Origin of the sequence: Haloarcula taiwanensis, assembly GCA_002844335.1 — an archaeon.
Classification (GTDB): Archaea; Halobacteriota; Halobacteria; order Halobacteriales; family Haloarculaceae; genus Haloarcula; species Haloarcula taiwanensis.
In genome coordinates this window covers 1-18,340 of sequence record CP019156.1, presented here as the reverse complement: position 1 = coordinate 18,340, position 18,340 = coordinate 1, and the positions used below count along the sequence as shown (strand labels likewise).

The window sequence follows — 18,340 nt, the reverse complement described above, 5'->3', positions numbered from 1 at the left end:
AACATAGCTATGCAAATCACCGACTTCGAACTGTTCGCCGTGCCGCCGCGGTGGTTGCTTCTAAAACTGGAGACTGACGAGGGGATCGTCGGCTGGGGCGAGCCCATCGTTCAGGGCCGGTTGGAGACAGTCCGTGCCGCTGTTACCGAGCTTATCGAGGCGTATCTCCTTGGGGCCGACCCGCTTCGAACCGAGTATCACTGGCGGAAGCTCTATCAGAGCGGGTACTTCCGCGGCGGGCCGATACTCATGAGCGCGCTCGCGGGCATCGACCACGCGCTCTGGGACATCAAGGGGCGGCACTACGGTGCACCAGTGCACGAACTACTCGGCGGGCACGTCCGTGATAAGCTACTCGTCTACCAGTGGCTCGGTGGCGACGACCCCGAAGACGTGGCTGTCGCCGCAAGAGAGGACAGGGAACGCGGCTACAGGGCGTTCAAGTTCAATTTCGCCCGCGAGTTTCGGCCGATTGAGACGCCGAATGCCGTCGATCATGCGGTCGAGCGCGTGGCCGCAATCCGTGACGCCGTCGGTGGCGATGCCCTCGTCGGCGTCGACTTCCACGGCCGCGTCTCGAAACCGATGGCTGCGGATCTTGTCGAGCGACTCGAACAGTTCGATCTGATGTTTATCGACCAGCCGCTGCTCCCCGAACACGACGAATCGTTTGCCAGTATCGCCGAGCGGACGACTGTCCCGATAGCGACTGGCGAACGGTTCTATTCGCGCTACGACTTCAAGCGCCTCCTCGTCGATGACGCGGTGTCGATACTCCAGCCCGACGTGACCCATGTCGGTGGTATCAGCGAAATGCGAAAGGTCGCGTCGATGGCGGAAGCGTTCGATGTGTCCGTCGTTCCACACTGCCCGCTCGGCCCCATCGCGTTCGCGGCGAGCCTGCAGGTCGGGTTTTGCGCCCAGAATGTCGTGTTGCATGAACAGGACCTCGACTTGCACGACCCGACGTCGAGCCAGCGACTCAAGATTCTGGAGGACCCGGAGACGTTCCAGTTCGAAGATGGGTACGTCAAACGACCGACCGGCCCCGGACTCGGTATCGACATCGACGAGGCCCACATCCGCGAGCTGGCACAGACAGAGGTCAACTGGTACAACCCGGTCTGGCATCATGAGGACGGGAGTGTCGCGGAGTGGTAACTGGACACGGCAACCGCACGTGGCGGCCCACCCTGTGTATTTTTATGGCTCTGTTCCGTGCCAACAGGTATGCGAACTGCTGTACTGGTAGAACCGACTGAGTTCGAGCTGGAGGACCGTCCCAGACCGTCGCCCGGGCCCGATGACGTACTCGTTGCCGTGCGCGACGTGGGCATCTGTGGCTCCGACGTCCACTACTACGAACACGGTCGTATTGGCGACTACGTCGTCGAGGACCCGCTCGTCCTCGGACACGAGAGCGCTGGCGAAGTCGTCGAGGTCGGCGAGAACGTAACCGACCACGAACCGGGCGACCGCGTCGCGCTCGAACCCGGCGTTCCATGCCGGCGCTGTGCCCACTGCAAGCGCGGCGACTATCACCTCTGTGAATCCGTTCGGTTCATGGCGACACCGCCACACGACGGCGCGTTCACGGAGTACGTCTCGTGGCCGGCCGACTTCGCCTACACGCTACCGGAGTCCGTCTCCACCGCAGAGGGGGCGCTGTGCGAGCCGCTTTCGGTCGGAATCCACGCCTGCCGCCGCGGCAGCGTCGGAACCGGCGATACGGTGCTGATAACCGGAGCCGGTCCTATCGGGCTGATGGTGCTAGAGGCCGCGCGCGCCGCGGGCGCGACGGACGTAATACTAACCGATGTTGTCGACGAAAAGCTGGCGTTCGCCGAAAAGCGTGGCGCGGACTTGGCAGTCAACGTTGCCGAAACGGACCTCGATGCGGCGGTCGCCGAGTACACGGACGGCGTCGGTGCTGATGTGGTCGTCGAAGCCTCCGGCGCGGAGCCGTCGATCAAGTCGACGATTGACGTGGTCCGTCGGGGCGGCACTGTCGTCCTGGTTGGCCTGGCCAGCGAAGCGGAGGTCCCCATCGACGTGCTGGAACTCATCGACAACGAAGTCGATGTCCACGGCTCGTTCCGGTACAAGAACACCTACGACGCGGCTGTCGACCTGTTGGCCGACGGCGAAGCCGACGTCGAGGGCATAATCGACTTCCAATCCGAACTCGAAGACATCGACGCTGCGTTCCGCCGAGCGATGGAACCAACTGTCGTCAAAGGTATGATATCACTTGATTCGTAACCAGCACTGCATTGAGAAGATTGTCACAAAGCAAGTATAGTATGATGGATAGCAGACCATCACTGAATACTGGGAGTGATTTTGGCAGACCCGGTGTATGAACGACATCTGACGAAACTCTGAAGCAACCGCTGAGACGGTTAACTATATCGAAGTATGGCCAGAGGCCGCTTGAGTGCGATCAATTTGGGTTTTGGAGGGCTTTGGTAGGTGCCTGAACAGGTACGTTCCAAGCTACGCACTGTACTAAGACCGTCACCATCTCAAAATAAGGTATCCTGAATATAGTACAATTCTACAGTTGTTGTGACTGGAAATGGATCTCTCAATTTATCTCTCCGTTCCCGGATTACGGAACTGCGACTGGTGCGCATGCGAACACCATCGATGCTGCCTATCAGGCCGAACGCCTCGACTATTTCTAGTTCTGAATGGCATAACACCATAGCATGGGGAATAAGATCGCAGAACAACCCCCGAGGTACTGCTTGGCAACCTCACCGATGAAACCGACTCGATTCGTCTCGGTTCGGGGGCGGCTCTGCTCAATCACTACAGTCCGTTCAAAATCGCGGAGCTATTCGGCTCCCTCGATGGCCTTGCCCCCTGACGGATCGATGCGGAACTCGGGCGGGCCAACGGCTCTCCGGCCGTCGACCGGGCACTCGGGACAGACCGTCGCGCCCAGAACCCCGACGAGGACCACGCCGAAAAAATCGAGGCTGTCGTTTCGCACCTTTACGATAGCTACCCGAACAGTCATGCCTACAGTGACCTCGAGATCCACCAGTCAAATTCAGACATACACGTTCCGTGAGGTCTTGGGCCAAGTCAGTTGAGCGCCGCATTGTCTTGCGAACTCGGCCTGCGCTACTGTTTCGCCACGTACATTCAACCGGATCTGGCTCCCGTTTGTTCAAGAAGTACCGGGATCACTTCGAATCGTCGGAGTTGTACGGCGGTATCAACAAGCTATCAAGAATGTCGCAGTGAATGCGGTTTGTGGTGAAACCGACGACGAATCGGCGCGGCTCCGAGCCGTGACCAACGCGTCGTTCGAGCGGATGGAGCGAGTGGTCGTTGGCACGCCTCCATCGGTTGAGGAGGCTACCGACGAGCTTGGGGCCGTGCCCGAACCGACGCCCGCCACACTAGATGCCGGAGAGTGGCCGCAGGCGATTTCCGACAGTCCGGACACACTCAATGACTTTCCTGAACAACTGTCTGATCGTGTCGGAATCGATGAAGTGATCATCCGGCACGTCGTCTGCAACCACGCTGACGCGCTCCAATCAAACGAGTTGTTCGCAGACCGTGTCGATCTCACACCGCGTTAGTCCCTTCTATCAGAGAGATTAACCGAGCGTCGAGATTCAGTACCAGAAAGTCGGCATATGGTAATAAATCTATGAGAAAGCGGGTCGTCTATGCGTTCTTATTTTTACTACGGCATATATGTGCGTGTATTTTCGTGTTTTGTACTTTTCCTGAAATACGGAATCTATATTTGCCCCTCTCAATTTTGTATCCCAGTATCTAACTGCACAGAGTGTAACCGTAATGGCATCTGGAAAAGGGCTAATCTACGGCGGTTCCAGATGCCACCTGTTCGGACCTGCTTAGTCATCGTCGGCCGTAGGAGCAATCGGCTCCGTCAAGTCGGTCCCGGATAGCGCGGACGGGTACGCCGAGTGGGTACAGATCGCGTTGATTGTACCGTGTCGAACTGGAGAAGAGTCTCCGTGAGACGGAAGCCAATCTCAACGAGATGCCCGGTATTCCCGCTGTGTTCGGCTCTGAGGAGACACCGCACTATAGCTCGCTGTGCCGGTGGAAACAAGAGTACCGGATGCGTGAGCGCCGCCGCCTGACTCCCTTCTCCGGACGTATCTAGGAGAGGAATCGACGTCGCCACCGAAACAATGGAGTCAAATGAAATATTTTTGACTTTTCAGCAGATATTGTGAGTGGCGGCTGCTGTATCTTCTGAGGTCGAAAAAGCCGTCTTTAGCGGCGTGAAATTGTGGATTAGTAACCCTACGCCGACGCTATCTTGCGTGCAACAAGATATGTTCGCGATTCATGTTCGGGAAACCCCTCACCCGGCGGAGGCTCACAAAATAGGGATGAGTTCCCTTGCTGTCAGACTAGGATTGCTCTAGTGGCTCGACCCACTCGGGAGCGCAATCATGGGTCCCGCCGTAGATCGAGCGGTCGGGATACTGGTCGTCGTCAGCCTCGACAGAGACGATCACGTTGCCGCCGGAATCTGAGATATCTGTAACGGTTCCGACGACTGCATCGAGTGGGCCGTCTCCGTCTGTCCAGTCGGCTCGGACGTGGTCACCGCGGTCGAAGTCATACTCCTCGAAGGAAGGCACTGTCGTACTCATGATCTCCTCCGGCTCCGAGGGAGACACAAATCCCCCTCTACGCCAGCCAGAGCGCTGATGAGTTTCGCCGTGAGAAGAAGAACTGATGACCGAATTGCGGGTCCGGAAACCCGATGGCTGGACGACCGTCTCGTTTCCCGACGAAGTCGGTACAATCTCGGTTGTCGGAGGGAAGGTCAACGGCCAGCTGTGCCTGACCCTCACCGGCGAACGGGAGGACGGTCCCCGTCTCGTCGAACCCGGTATTCTCGACGTCGACGAACGTGACGAGCACTTGCTGGAGACTACAGTGCCCCGGACCGAAGACGGGACGAGTGTCGTTTTAGATCGACTACTGCCGGATTGACTGCGATTTCAACTGAGGACTACCGCTCCCACGGGAAGAAGCCATTCCGCTCGCGATAGGCACTGATCTGGTCCTGAAACTCTTGTTCCTGGAAGTCTGGCTCGTCGCCGTGGATATCCTCCGGTGAGACGCCGTCGGGAAGATGCTCATAGCCTGTGACTTCCTCCGTGTTATCTTCCTGTTCGGGCTCGTGTCGGTGCTGCCCACACTCCCTGCAGGTCCAGATCAGCCGGTCAAGATGTGGGTGACACTCGAAGCCATCGAGTCCGTGCGATTCGTGTCCCGTCACGGCGCCACACTGCCGACAGTGGAACCCGATACCGATTATCTCCGGTTCGGCTCTTGCCTGATGGCGCTGCACGACGCCGGGAACAAGCCAGTACATCCCATCATCCTCTCGGAACTCGGTCAGAATCTGCTGGAACTCTGAGCGGTCGGTGACTGGCGACCCGTCCTCGAGATAGATCCGTGGCTGGACGTCGTCTCCATCTCCGTCCCAGTTGGTCTGTTCGTCGGCTGTCTCCAAGAGCGCCTGTGCGGGTTCCTCGTCGATCGTGGTTTCGGTCGGCAGATCGGGCCAGCCCTGCGTGAGAGTGGCGGCTGGCTCGGTGCCGAACGCTGCTCGGCACTTCACCGTTCCATGGGAGGTGTCTTCGCCGCTCGCGATGCTGTCGGAAACGGAGAAGGCCGCAGCGCCGAGCGCTCGTGCATGGAAGTCAGTGTTCGCTTCAACGAGCGCCAGAACAACCCGCCCGAACGTCCACTCTCCAAGTGGGCTGCTATCCTGATCGTCGGACGAAGTCTCGGAGACGCCGGTTTGAGCGCAGAACGGACACTGGCGCTCGTCCCGTGGAATGTCCTGTCCGCAGGTTCTACAGGTGCGAGCATCATCCTCTGTACGGTCGGGATACTTGGTGGATTCGAGGACTCGTTCCCGTCCGTTCCCCCTCGTTTCAGGATCGGAACTCGCTGCGCCGCGGATATCAGCGGGATCGTACTCAGGATTTCGGTCAGTCACACGCTTGGTTGCGTTCGTCATCGTATTTAAACTCCAGCCCCGAGGGAAGCACAAACCAACAGAGAGCGAGAGTCTTGCCTGATACAGTGAAACAGTTGTCGACCTGATGATGTTGTCACTGGTTGCCGTGCAAAATGTAGAGTATGAAGACAGCAACGACACATTTGCACTGGTGGTTCCGACGATGAAACCGTGGCCCGATTGTTTTAAGAATCGGGTCCCTTCCTGACACATAATGTCCCTGACTGACTCTCTGCTGGGCACCAGCCCCGTCCGCCGTGCCGCCTACGCCGTGGGGCTGATTGCGCTGTTCGGTCTCGTGTTCGGTTTCACTTGGTCGCAGGCTATCATCGTCGCAGCTGTCGTGCTCGTGGGCGAATCCGCCGAACTCGCGCGTCCGTTGCCCGGACTGGATGAACGCCATTTCCGACTCGTACTCGGTCTCGTTGCCGTAGCTGCCGGTGGGGTCGCCTATTGGGCGCAAGGAGACGCGACAGTCGCCGCGGTCGGAGTCGGCGGCGGTGGCTGGCTTCTGCTGGACGCACTCTATAGCCTCCGGGAAGGCATTCTGTCGGGCGACGACGGGATGGCTGAAGCCGATTCCAGCGAAGTGTTTCTGTCGATGCAGGTCGGCCACCTCGTCGCCGAGGAACTGAAGGACGGTCCGAAGACGGTCCCGGAACTCGCTGATGCCTGTGATATGACCGAGTCACGTGTCCGCGAGGCACTGGACTACCACGAGCAGGCGGACACCGCCTACAGGGACGGCGGTCAGTGGCACCTCGACGAGTCGAAAATCGGGGCGTGGGCGTTCGTCAGGGACAACACCCGGCGCGCTCTGGCCCGGTTTTTTCGTCCGTTCCGGCTATTCGTACCGTCGTGACTACTTCTCATCAGTTCCCTCGACTGTGCGGGCTGCGGTGTGACTTCCGTTGCGGGATACGCGCCTTCTATTCAGCAGTCTCTCAACGGACTCCTGCCATTTCTGTCATAAACGCGGTGACCGACTCAGAGGGTACAGTCAGCACGACGATGGCAGCCATACTATTCCTAATCTGCTGAATTAGCCCGGCTATCCGAGGTGTGGTTTGAGTATACAAAAACAATATTACGATTGGAAATTGCAGAAACTGTTGAAACGTGCTCCGAATATTGGCAAAAATCCACCATTACCGACTCCCAATTCTTGGTGTATGCGGGGCAATAATGACTATCGTACTCTCTAACCCGGGCAGTAGTCCGGCCACTGTAGGCCCGCTCAGTGTAGATATGTTCTGGGGTTTCTCTGGCTGTGTGTGGAACACTGATACTATCTGTTCCCGTTCTTGGTGAGTATGATCCAGGGGAATATGGATTAGAACCCTAGAAACGCAAGAAGTAGCACTTCTGTGCCGCTGATTCGGATTCTCTGTAATCCAGAGCGGGGTTGGTGTAAGACTCGCGCTGTGCATCTTGCACAGCCCAATCTACCAACCCCGAGACAGATACCAGTGTTTCACTGTCTTTGGTAAGAGCCGAGACCAAGACACGACGAGTTGGCTACTCGCCGTCCGTGCTGTCCGTCACTTCTGCGATGAACGTGTCCGTTGATCTGTCCAGATCGTACTGGTTGATGAGTTCGAGGGCAGCCAGCGCTGCGCCTGTGTCTACGAGGTCTGCGGCGAGCAACCGTTTGAGACGAAGGGTGCCTTTGTGGGCACGGTCGGAATCTGAACCTCGCATCTGGGAAAATTCCATCAAGAGTCGTCGCCAAGCAGTCGCCGAGCCGGTCACCGTGAGATTCCAGTCCGGGGCTTCATACCTAGAGGACGACTGCCGGCGGTAGTGGCCTTCAAGTCTGTCAAGCAGGTCGTCGATAATCGTGCCCTTCTCAACGGTCCGTCCGTGTATGGCGTAGTCTGGGTCGACGAGACTGCGCCACTCGTCGTAGGAGGCGATATCGTACTCGACAGCTAGCTCGACCTCGACTGTTTCGAGACAATCGGCCTTCCCGGGTTCATTCACACGCCGAAGTCGATCTGCGGTCCCCTCGGCGTGGACTGTGAGGTCTGGGAACTGCGCTTCGCTGGATGCTGATTGCTGTTCTCCGGTCTGATCGCTGTTTGTGGTCTTCGATGCCATGGGTACTGTCGGGACGCTCTCACTGGACCGCCCCGCACCCGACTGGGGGCCAAAAAATAGAGTTTTGATGAGAACAGCTGGGGTAGCTGGGCACGTAGCGAGTTCTGGTTACGTCTCACGAAATGAGCGCAACCCCAAGGAATTCGCCTTGCCGGAGAAAGAGACTGTAATTCAGGTTTCAAGTGTGAGGACGATATCTGCGTCCCACAGGAGAGTGTACTGGCTATAGTGCCCTTTCCCCTCTCCAGTCCCTCGTCGACTCCCTGCGATCTCTAAGAAGCAGAGTTCGTTGAGTAGCTGTCGGGTCCGTTCTGTTGAAAGCGGGTCTGCCCCACTCTGATCACAAATATTGAGATACATCTCGCGTATTCGCATCGTCCGGAACCATTCTCGGTCTGGGTGGTTCTGACTGAGGTTCGCTAGCGCGACTAGAACATGCTTGCTATGGGGCGGAAGCCCAGAAATCAATTCAAGCAACCGGTCAGACTCTGCTGAGGCGCGTGCATCCGAAAGGTGTGACTCTTTTACTCGCTCAGCGTTCTCCTTGTTCGCTTGGTCACCAGCATATCGGAGGAGGCGCATAGCCTTTCGTGCGTCTCCATGTTCCTTGGCGCTCAGTGCCGCAGCACGAGGAATGACTCCCTCCTCAAGGACGCCGTCAACGAAGGCATCGGTCCGATTTTGAAGTATCTCTCGAATTTGCTCCGCATCATAGGGTTCAAAAATAAACTCGTTATGGCCGAATGAACTCTTTGTCCGTTCGCTCATTTTGTCCCGATAGTTGATTTTGTTTGATACCGCTATCACTCCAATTGGAACGTCAACACTCCCGTCTTCCCCGGCTCTTGACAAGGCCATCAAAAGATCGTCGTTATTGAGTTTGTCAACCTCGTCTAAGACAATGATTGCAGCGTCATAAAATTCGTTCAGGACCGACCACACCCGTTCAAAGTACTCGTTCTCTGAAATCCCGCGTGCCGGAAACTTTACACCGCTTTCTGGTGGGTTGATTGCACGACCGTATTTGCTCAGAGCGTCAGAGTTACCCTTTGCCTGCTGACAATTAATATATCCTGTAGCAAGCTTCACATCCCGGTTTTCAGCTTCTTCCCGAGCAATCTTGGAGACGTGCTTTGCGACGAGTGACTTCCCACATCCGGTTTTCCCGTAGATGATGATCGAATTCGGCGGCTTCCCGACGACAATTGGCCCAATCTCCTCAGCAACTTTCTCTATCTGTTCATCCCGCCCGACGATTCGTTTTTCACTGGGTACGTAGTCAATTTGAAGGATCTCACGTTGCTCAAAGATTCTTCCTCCGCTCTTATCGACACTATCAAATACGCTATGGAGTGTCTCTGACCCGTCCTCGCTATCCATTATTAGAGTTAGACAGCAGTCAGCGAAATAAAACTTAGGTACCTGATTATGAGTAAGACGCCCAGGAAACCAAGTGAAAAGACAGATATCAGGATTTCCTTCTTACACAAAACTTAGCTGGCCCACACCAGATTTTGAGTAAGATGGAGGGGGACACACACCTAGTTTGGAGTAAGAAGGACAAGTAGGCCGGGGCAGAGAGAAGCGACATAGAAGGTTGTGGCGACACGTTCGTTGTCTCTACGCGGACTACACTACTACTTACTAGAACAACTAGACTAGAGGAACACACCTAGTTTGGAGTAAAGAACTTACTCCAGATCAAGTTATCTCGTCTTCTACGACACTAATCGTATAATCCTTACTCAAAATCTGGTGTGTGTGTCTGAGCCTGAGTTTTTGTTGCTGACAGTTCAAACCGATAGAACAGCTACACCTAGTGTGATTTGCTCACCTGAGGCGACAACAGACTACTACAAGCAGACAGCCGATGAGCGCTCATTCGGTCGCTGAAGAAGTGTGATACGAAGCTCCGGATTCAAAGGAGGTCAGCTCCTCGATGCGGTCTTCGAGTTCTGCAATCTCGTCTTGGAGCTGCTGAACTTCCTCATTATCAGCATCGCTGGCGACAAGGCGATCTTTCAGTCCCTGAAGCCGGGTCTCTTTGGTCTCCTCGTCAACATCGGCTTTGCGGACGTACTCGGTACTCTCAATGTCGTACAGATCCGTCTCGGACAGCTCGGTCACGTCGAGTGCGTCGTCCACCTTGTCCCGATCAACACTCGTCACGCGCTCCCGGTTGATACCGGCGGCTTCCAGCGCGTTCAGCACAGTCTCATCGTCTTTGAGTGAGCGTTGGCGACGTGCGGTCCGCTGGACGGAGCCAAACTGTCCGCTGACTGGCTGGTCGTGATGGAGCCGACTCAGGATGACGTCAGCGACCTCTTTCCGAAGGTCGTTGGCACTCCGCTGGACATCCGACAGCATCGTGTACAGGTCCACGAGCGTATCCGTCTCGATATCCCCAAACGTGTCGACGTCGTGGCGCTCAAGGGCGTCGGTCAATAGAAGTGCGTCGCTGTACACTTGCAGATCCGGCTCAGTCCGCTCGGTTCCTTCATCCTCATCGCCGGTCGTGGCGATCTGTGTCGTGGTTTCGAGGTCGCTTTGTCGGATGATACCGGCGTCTTCGTCAATCTCTATTCGTGGATGAAGCGACCAGACCGTAGCGAACGGCTCGGCATCGGGTGGCAATCGGTCAAGAGCGAACTCCTGATTTGGTTCGTCATGCACCCGCCGAAACAGCGTCTCGAACTGCTCGCGTTGGAGTGGTCGTGTCTCATCCTTTTCCACGTAGTCGACGATGATTCGGTGTTCCTGTGTCTCACTGATCCGGAACGGCGTATGTGAGAGTGGCGTCACCAGCACTGCATCAGATGGGAGTTCATCAGCCTCCTCCAACAGCGTATGCCAGTTGACACTGAACGACATATTCGATCCAGTACTGCCACCATCAAATGACTACTGCTCACGCGTGCACACACCACCGTTTCCGGTGAAAAACCACCAGACGGAAGTAGTGTTTACACTCGAAACACGGTGTGGTGAACCTGAGATGTGACCATACTCAGCGCAGAAATGACCTACACTTCGAGTAGCTCCATCGGCTCGACCTCGAAGGACAGCAGATGCGACCGGAGTTGGGCGTAGGCCCCGTCACCGTCAGTGGTGACGCAGTACCGGTTCAGCCGGGCCTCGCGAGGATTGCCGTCGTTCTCTTGCCACTCTTCCAGCGTGAACTCAAGCGCCTCCAACTCGCTGTCAGCGCCTTCAAAGACGGCCGCGACCGACGGCGTCCCATGGTTGTCAGCAACGTATGCGACCTTGACAGCGTCGTGGTTGGCGTCAAGTTTCGTCCACCCGTCGAGTTTGTCTGGCGGGACCTCGGCGAACTGCTCGATCTCACGTTGGATCAGTTCGGCTTCTGCGGCGTCGCGCCACGCTTGCTTGATATCCTCGGCTTGGGACCGCTCGATCTCCTGAAGGACGTCACTGTCGATACAGTCGGCGGCCCACGCAAGCACGGTCTTGGCCTTCTTGTGCTTTTGTTCGGGTTCGCCGTCCAGCTGTCCGAAGTTCATCCCTTGGGGAGACATCAAGAGAACTGACGACCGCCAGTAGCCGGGGTCAGCGTCGCGTTCCTCGTCGGCATTGGGAGCCCACGACTCCATCGAGGTTCGGACTTCTTCGTGGTGCCCGAAGCCGGTTCGGACGCCGCCGGCGCGCAGGATTCGTTCTGCGAGGTCGATGGTTCGCTCGCGCTCATCAGCGGGCACTTCATCGGGGCGGTCAACGTCGGCGTAGAACGGTAAGCCGACTTTGCTGATGATCGTCTCTTTGTAGTTTGGGATCAGCAGCGGTTCATCGACGAAGATCGGGTCAAACGGTGGTTCGTCTGTCGGCAACATACTGGAAAGCCTCCAGCCACTGAGGCAGCACAAAATCGCCCTGCGGCGGAGTCTGGTCTAGAGGTACTGGTCGGCGGTGTCGCCGTGGTTCGCTTCCAGGGCTTCCCAGTCCGCCATCGCGTCGTACTCTGGCCGGACCTTTCCGTCAGAGAGCATATCGTCGACGAAGGCTTGGACTTGCTCGTCGATAGAAGCGTCCTGCAAGTCACGCTCCCGAGCGATAAACTGGATACCACAGAACGAGCGTCCGTCTGCTGCGAGCTGCCAGAGTAGGAGCTTCCGGTTCTGATAAATCAATCTGTCAAAACAGAGGCCAGTATAACTGCACACCCGGCGACGATACTCAGTTGTGGCAGCGCCGCCACGGCCCTGATTGCGCCTGAAAACGGTCCGGAGGTAACTTCGATACTGGTGCTCAAAATTGTCTGTTCGACAATTACGCCGATTGTCCCAACGAACACGAAGCCAGCGCCGGCTTTGATCGTCCTGTACATACTGCCGCAACTGAGAGACCGGTGTATATTTTTCCAAGATATCCCTTGGTTACTCTGCGTCGTAGCCCCACTCCCGTAACTGGCCGGCGACGGCGTCTAAATTGGCAAGACCCACTAAATACGCTGCTTCGCGGAGGTCGGCTTTATTAACTGATTCAGTGATATCGACGTCTCGCAGCGCGGCTTGCTCCTTATCGAGAGTCGATTGCTGCAGGTGGAGCTGCACGGTCCGGGCGCGGCCATCGGTAATTCCATTGCGCGCGTAGATCCACGGCAGGCTTGACGTAGACGGCTCTTCCGTGACATCGGTGTCTGACTCTATAGATATCTCCGCGTCGGTCATCGCCGGCGTATCGTTGTCGTCTCCGTCGCTATCATCATCGTTGCCGAGCGGGTCGTCATTACTCGCACCGCTCTTGAAGCCCGTCATGCTGTTTCCTCCAGTGCGCCGGGCTCGGGCGGACTCGGTGCATCGACGCCGGCTTCGGCCTCAAAGAACCGGGCGAGACGGTCAAACTGAGCAAGCGTCTCGACCTCGTAGTCGCGGCGGCGGTCGCGATGCTCTTGGACATATCGGAATGCAGAGCACTGCTGCTTCCAGCAGCCTTCCATGAGCGATGTCCTGTCGCCGATGGTCTCTGGCGTGGCGAACTCGATGTCATCGAGCATCTCGCGCTGGTCGCTCGTGTTTTTGACACCGTTCGGGACGGCGCCGAGGACGCCGACATCGATATTGAGCTGGTCAGCGAAGTTACTAGCGAGTTCGGCAAGCCCCTCGACACTGGCCTGCCCCTTCCAGGAAGGTTCGACGGGGATGACGAGATTCCGCGTCGCGTAGATTGCGTTGTAGAGGTGGTCCGACTCAGTTGCCGGTGGGTCACAGATGAGGATGTCGTACTTGTCGGCAACGCCGGCATCACGAAGTACACGCTGCAACTGCGCGTAGATGTTGTACGCGTCGCCGAGATCCTCAGCTTTGTCTTGCTCACGGGACAGGTGGTCCGAGAGGTCCGAAAGCATATTGTGCTCTGGGACGACGTCAACGCCGTCGGCGGTACAAATGAGATCCTCGAACGGTCCTCGGGGGCTGTTTACCATATGCCGGACGAGGTTGTCGGCGCTACTGTCGGCGCGGTCGTCGTCGACACCCAGCAGTCTGGAGAGGTCACCATCCTGTGGATCGAGTGGGATGGTCAGGACATCGAGACCGGCCCGGGCGTGTGCGACGGCGAGGTTCGCGGTCAGCGATGTCTTGCCGACGCCCCCAGCTTCAGAGTACACTGTGTAGCTCAGCATATGTTCTTCTGTGTCTCTCTAAGATAAGTAACTTCGTCAGACAACTAATCTAAGAGTCTTATCTAAGATAGTTAGCTAAGACAGTTATCTAAGATGCTTGTCTAAGACTCATATATGTAGTCCAGAATGACGCTCCTAATGCGTGTGATTCGACGGATAACTGAACGAACGCACTGTTGTAACCGTCAATTTCCATGAATGGCTGAGTGGCGTGTGGGTCATCAGCTATCACGATGACCCACACAGCCGCGACCTGTGCAAGAGCATTCGAACCGCTTCACGAGAAAACCAAAGAAGTCCTCTCAACAGTTCGGAAGGTAACCAAGCTGGATAAATGTGCGATCATGAAGTTGATCACTTTGGGAAGGTCAGATCGGAAGTCAAGAAAATCTAAATTCCTCGGTATGTGACGAACGCGAATATAATTCCTACTATCAGAGATAGAACTAAACCAAATACATTCTTGATGAACATCTCCACTATCAGGGTAGCAGCAACTGTAACAAATGCCCATACTACAAGGGCCAACTTGATACGCAGATATTCGCCCCCTAGCTTATCAAAACTATTAGTCACATATTTGTTATTTATTCGCAGGTATTAAAGTATAACCTATCATGAACCAATCTTACTTCATTCTCAGCCCACTGTAACCGCTGAGACGTCTAAATCCTCACGCATCAGAGTCCATCTTGGTCTCCTGCACGATCTATGCTAATATGTTGTTTCTTAGAGGTCAGAATTTGGGGCAGATTGATATAGCTATATAGACTTTATCAGACACAGAAATCCCGAATATTCACGCACAGAGTGCCTGAGACGGCGATATTCTGGCTTTGTAGATAGGTTTGTATTATGTCAGTAAGCAACACCAGTTTTACCCGGACCGCCGCTGTACGGGAAGCATGGATCGGCTTCCGCCTGCATACGACGCTACTCCCGGGGGTGATGCCCTCGAAGTAGCCATCGAGAAACGACTCGTCGATATCGACTCCGGGCGCTACCAAACGAACGTCGCCAGCGTGCTGCGGAAGTTCGCAGCTTGGTCCCGGGACCAGCACGGTATCTCCAGTCCCAAAGACATCGACGACGACCTTTGTCGGCAGTACGCTCGTGACCTGGCCCGGGCCGACGACAGAGACGATATCTCACCAGAAACCGCCCGACGCTACTTCGCCTACGTCCGCTCGTTCCTCACGTGGGCCGTCTACGAGGGCCTAATTCCGACGAACCCGGCCAAGACCAACCACGCCGAAGGCCCACTCCCGACTGACGAGACTGAAACAGACCAGCAATACTGGACCGCACGAGACCGCGACGCTATCTGTGCGACAGCCACCGCCCGTGTCGATGAGGCCGGCGAAAGCGACGACATCGACCGCACGGCGGCCTACCGTGACCAGGCACTCGTCTTCCTGCTCGCCTACTCCGGTGCTCGCAGCGCGGAGCTCGTCGCTGTTTCTGATGACGAGGAACGGAACGGCCTCCGGTGGCGTCATGTCGATCTAGAGGCTGGCACAATGCAGGTGTTCGGCAAGAATCGCACCCGCGAGTCTGCACCGATCCTTGACGACGCGCTTCGCCCGCTCCGGCGCTGGAAGCAACTTCGAGAACCTGACGAGAATGAGGCCGTCTTCCCCAGACTCGACAACGCTGCGAAAGCGCTTGATCCCACGCCGTCGATCACCACACAGTCGGCTCGAAATATCCTCGCCGATCTCTGTGAGTGGGCCGACTATGAGTTCGAGGAACCACTAAAGCCACACGGCGCCCGTCGTGGCCTCGGGCGGGAGATTTATCGCGAGAATCCACAGCTGGCACAGGACGTACTCCGGCACAAGTCTATCGAGACAACCCACGAAGGCTACGCTCAGGAGGCCGCAAAACGCACGCGTGACGAAGCGAACGATATCATCTCAGACACAGAACGGCTGTTATAGATACAGCAACTCTATTTATCGCTGCAACAGCCAGTACAGGTGGTCCATGTACGCCGGGATTCGTACGGACAGGGAGACTGCAAAAACGTTACCCGCCACACAAACACAGCTTCCTCATATGCCCTCCAGAGACCCTCCGAGTCAGTGGACAGACCCAGAATACGTATCAACTGTTGTCGGGGTGCTTGCTACTGGCGCTTTGATATTCTACAGTTCGCTCACGCAGTCCGGTCCGACTGTCGATGAGATCGCATTCGTGATTCTCGCAATCACTGTTCCTACTACCGTCGCTTATGAACTCGCTCGTCGCTTCGGATGAGGGATACACAGGCCACAGCGTAGCCGTTTCACACTCTCTGAAAAAGCCCCATGCCCACAGTAATCGATAGTGGCTGTCATGAACTCTTATACTTGCTAACTTATCCATCACTCAATCAATGTTTCTGCAGCGTAACTATCATTACTTAGTCACGACTGGACCATTCATGGGGGCAATAGTTCAGCGTGGCTAACGCGGAAATTCCGGGGCAATGTCCACAGTGTGGCTCCATCGACATCCGGGTAGTCAAGGTTGCACCGGTTGATCACGAGCACGGGGACGAGTGGCGTACCCGTGCCGAGTGTACCCACTGTGGCGAGTACACTGAATGGTTCTGACATCGCAGCGGTGAGCATGATACTCCGGGCCTGCGTTGACACCGCACGCAGGCACCGTGACGGGCCCCTATTGTAATACTCAGTCAACCGTCGGTATGGACGCCAGTACGCTACTATCAACGGCTACAATTGTTGTTTCGGCTTCTGGATCTTCTCAAAACCTGCTACGCTGGGGCTAACCAACACTGGCGTACAATCCACTCTGAATGTTGGTTAGTCACTTCTCGAAGCCTCTCAGACTGAAGAACGCGAGTCTGGGAGTTCGGAACTACTCTGGTGCAACGACATCTTCACACATTGGACACTCGGCCCAGATACTCTCCGTACCATCGTCTTTCTCGTATTCAACCAGCAGCCACGGAGTTGTGATACGCTCGTCGCAGTTTGGGCAGCGACCGAGACTTCGCGTGTCATCAGGCATGGAAAGGGGATGGAAGGAGCGTGTGACAGTGTTCCTTCCACGCAAAAATTGCCTGTCTTCGGAAATAAGTGTTAGCCAGGGTCTCGACCTCCCGACACAACGCTGGGGCACGGGCTCGCCGTACTGTCCCGGGTGCGAACAGCGCTGGCACTGTATTGGCGATTGGTCCGAGGCAACCGAGGACGGGGAGCTGCCAGAACCGACGACCTCACCGAGCGCTCTAAAGTAGCTGAGTAGCTCGTGAAAGTCGTCTTCGCCCATCGGCGGGTATGTGGTCGACATCGAGACGAACACTGACACACCGGCCTGCTGGAGTTCGTCTACCGCCTGCCAGCGAGTCATCGGTGGCGGGGCGTTCGGTTCCATCGCCCTGACGAGTGTGGCGTCGAAGGACGGAATCGACGAGCCGATGGTAACCGAACGAGATCATCGACGGTGGGGAAGTTGCCAGTGCCTCTTCACATGGAGGCTATAGACGCCATCCAATTGAGCCGGTCAGCGAGGTGAGAACGTGTCGTGTGTCTTGGAATCGCTTCTACAACCGACGATAGATGATGATCCCACCGAGAACAGCGACGATCATGCTCCCGGCAATAAGCAGATTCGTGGGTGAGCCGCCAGACGGCTCGACAGTGTCTGTGGCCGCGGTCTGAGACGGTGTGTCCGTCACGTTCGGCGTGATTGCTGGCCCACCACTACTGGTCTGGGTCGGGGTTGACTGCTTGGTGTCTGTCCCAGTCGAGTGTTCAGTTTCCGTAGTCATTGTAGGGGTGTCACCGGGCGTCGGTTCCGTTACTGTCGGTGTGGCCGTCGCTGTTACTGTGTCACCAGAGTCACTGCCGCTGGAGTCGCTATCATCGTCATCGTCATCACCGCCATCATTATCACCGTCATCATTACTACCGCCGGAACTCGACGAGTCTTCCTCTGCAGGCGTTTCTGTTGGTGTCTCTGTTGCAGTCGGAGTCGGTGTTGGCGCCTCCGTTGCGTTCTCTCCGGACTCGACTGTCAGTGTTCCATCGCGGACGCTGGTGACATTGTATGCGGTCCCGGATTCGTCACCGACGGCTGCAACGGTCAGGTCCACATCGCTTGTCCCGGCAGCCTTGCCGGTGAGCGTGACTGAGACAACAGACGTCGAGCCACTGTCGGCGGTATCCATTCCAGTCGCCGCAATGCGGACGCCGTTCGCCTCCTCAGAGGACTGGACTGTTTCTGGATTTCCAGCAACAGACGTGTTCGAGACTGTTGCAACCGAATCGTTGGTGCTTGCGATATCGAGATCCAGTGAGCCGACCCCGCCTGTGGTCGACGTGACTACGATATCAACAGTGGTTGTGTTTCCAACCGTAACAGTGTCAGTCGAAGGCTGGACCACGACACTGGTCGTTCCCGCACCCATCGCGATCCCCGCCCAGAGGGATACTGCTATACAAAGGCCGAATACTGTCGCAAGCTTCCTCATTAAATATACTGTCTCAATAAGTAGGATTAAGTATTCTGGTTACTGATTTAAAATCACAATACTACCTCTGGTGGGGGTT

General features: G+C 56.4%; 16 protein-coding genes and 3 pseudogenes. 8 read left to right on the top strand and 11 right to left on the bottom strand.

What is annotated here, in order from left to right; translation table 11 throughout:
* Positions 1 to 9 precede the first annotated feature (9 nt).
* The 4 genes and pseudogenes from BVU17_17600 (at position 10) to BVU17_17585 (ending at position 4,132) form a co-directional block, all read left to right on the top strand.
* Positions 10 to 1,161 (top strand): galactonate dehydratase, encoded by a 1,152-nt coding sequence (locus tag BVU17_17600; protein ID AUG49401.1) that lies wholly within the window; start codon positions 10 to 12, stop codon positions 1,159 to 1,161.
* Positions 1,162 to 1,230: 69 nt separating this feature from the next.
* Positions 1,231 to 2,262: an alcohol dehydrogenase gene (locus tag BVU17_17595; protein AUG49400.1), complete on the top strand. Its 1,032-nt coding sequence runs from the start codon at positions 1,231 to 1,233 to the stop codon at positions 2,260 to 2,262.
* A gap of 320 nt (positions 2,263 to 2,582) precedes the next feature.
* Positions 2,583 to 3,599 (top strand): annotated as a pseudogene (locus BVU17_17590) (alkane 1-monooxygenase).
* 307 nt (positions 3,600 to 3,906) lie between these two features.
* A pseudogene (locus tag BVU17_17585) lies at positions 3,907 to 4,132 on the top strand (IS5 family transposase).
* Positions 4,133 to 4,409: 277 nt separating this feature from the next.
* Here the strand turns inward: BVU17_17585 and BVU17_17580 are convergent.
* A complete protein-coding gene (locus tag BVU17_17580) occupies positions 4,410 to 4,655 on the bottom strand; it encodes a hypothetical protein (protein AUG49399.1) in 246 nt (81 codons plus the stop codon).
* Between the two features lie 85 nt (positions 4,656 to 4,740).
* Here BVU17_17580 and BVU17_17575 point away from each other — a divergent pair, with 85 nt between their 5' ends.
* The gene (locus BVU17_17575) at positions 4,741 to 5,001 is read left to right on the top strand and encodes a hypothetical protein (protein AUG49398.1); all 261 of its coding nucleotides are present in this window, start codon (positions 4,741 to 4,743) and stop codon (positions 4,999 to 5,001) included.
* 19 nt (positions 5,002 to 5,020) lie between these two features.
* Here BVU17_17575 and BVU17_17570 read toward each other — a convergent pair whose 3' ends face one another.
* Positions 5,021 to 6,040, bottom strand: a complete 1,020-nt coding sequence (locus BVU17_17570; GenBank protein AUG49397.1) for a hypothetical protein — start codon at positions 6,038 to 6,040, stop codon at positions 5,021 to 5,023.
* Positions 6,041 to 6,254: 214 nt separating this feature from the next.
* On the opposite strand from BVU17_17570, the gene BVU17_17565 reads away from it, so the two are divergent.
* Entirely contained in the window at positions 6,255 to 6,902 is a 648-nt protein-coding gene (locus BVU17_17565) for a hypothetical protein (protein AUG49396.1), read from the top strand.
* Positions 6,903 to 7,558: 656 nt separating this feature from the next.
* Here the strand turns inward: BVU17_17565 and BVU17_17560 are convergent.
* The 7 genes from BVU17_17560 to BVU17_17530 all read right to left on the bottom strand — a co-directional run bounded on the left by BVU17_17560 (position 7,559) and on the right by BVU17_17530 (position 13,778).
* Positions 7,559 to 8,140: a hypothetical protein gene (locus tag BVU17_17560; protein AUG49395.1), complete on the bottom strand. Its 582-nt coding sequence runs from the start codon at positions 8,138 to 8,140 to the stop codon at positions 7,559 to 7,561.
* A gap of 171 nt (positions 8,141 to 8,311) precedes the next feature.
* Positions 8,312 to 9,451 (bottom strand): cell division control protein Cdc6, encoded by a 1,140-nt coding sequence (locus tag BVU17_17555; GenBank protein AUG49494.1) that lies wholly within the window; start codon positions 9,449 to 9,451, stop codon positions 8,312 to 8,314.
* A 567-nt stretch (positions 9,452 to 10,018) separates the two neighbouring features.
* Complete coding sequence (locus BVU17_17550) at positions 10,019 to 11,011, bottom strand: hypothetical protein (GenBank protein AUG49394.1); 993 nt, start codon at positions 11,009 to 11,011, stop codon at positions 10,019 to 10,021.
* A 152-nt stretch (positions 11,012 to 11,163) separates the two neighbouring features.
* Positions 11,164 to 11,988 (bottom strand): hypothetical protein, encoded by an 825-nt coding sequence (locus BVU17_17545; GenBank protein ID AUG49393.1) that lies wholly within the window; start codon positions 11,986 to 11,988, stop codon positions 11,164 to 11,166.
* Between the two features lie 57 nt (positions 11,989 to 12,045).
* A complete protein-coding gene (locus BVU17_17540; GenBank protein AUG49392.1) occupies positions 12,046 to 12,318 on the bottom strand; it encodes a hypothetical protein in 273 nt (90 codons plus the stop codon).
* A gap of 213 nt (positions 12,319 to 12,531) precedes the next feature.
* On the bottom strand, positions 12,532 to 12,912 hold the full coding sequence (locus BVU17_17535; GenBank protein AUG49391.1) for a hypothetical protein: 381 nt from the start codon (positions 12,910 to 12,912) through the stop codon (positions 12,532 to 12,534).
* Positions 12,909 to 13,778, bottom strand: coding sequence for a chromosome partitioning protein ParA (locus BVU17_17530; protein AUG49390.1), 870 nt, complete (start codon positions 13,776 to 13,778; stop codon positions 12,909 to 12,911). The genes BVU17_17535 and BVU17_17530 overlap by 4 nt, the downstream gene beginning before the upstream one ends.
* Before the next feature lie 905 nt (positions 13,779 to 14,683).
* On the opposite strand from BVU17_17530, the gene BVU17_17525 reads away from it, so the two are divergent.
* Positions 14,684 to 15,718, top strand: a complete 1,035-nt coding sequence (locus BVU17_17525; protein AUG49389.1) for an integrase — start codon at positions 14,684 to 14,686, stop codon at positions 15,716 to 15,718.
* Positions 15,719 to 15,836: 118 nt separating this feature from the next.
* Entirely contained in the window at positions 15,837 to 16,037 is a 201-nt protein-coding gene (locus BVU17_17520) for a hypothetical protein (GenBank protein ID AUG49493.1), read from the top strand.
* Positions 16,038 to 16,997: 960 nt separating this feature from the next.
* On the opposite strand, the pseudogene BVU17_17515 reads toward BVU17_17520, so the two are convergent.
* Together BVU17_17515 and BVU17_17510 are read right to left on the bottom strand one after the other, a co-directional pair.
* Positions 16,998 to 17,162 (bottom strand): annotated as a pseudogene (locus BVU17_17515) (radical SAM domain-containing protein).
* Between the two features lie 169 nt (positions 17,163 to 17,331).
* Entirely contained in the window at positions 17,332 to 18,198 is an 867-nt protein-coding gene (locus BVU17_17510; protein AUG49388.1) for a hypothetical protein, read from the bottom strand.
* Positions 18,199 to 18,340 lie beyond the last annotated feature (142 nt).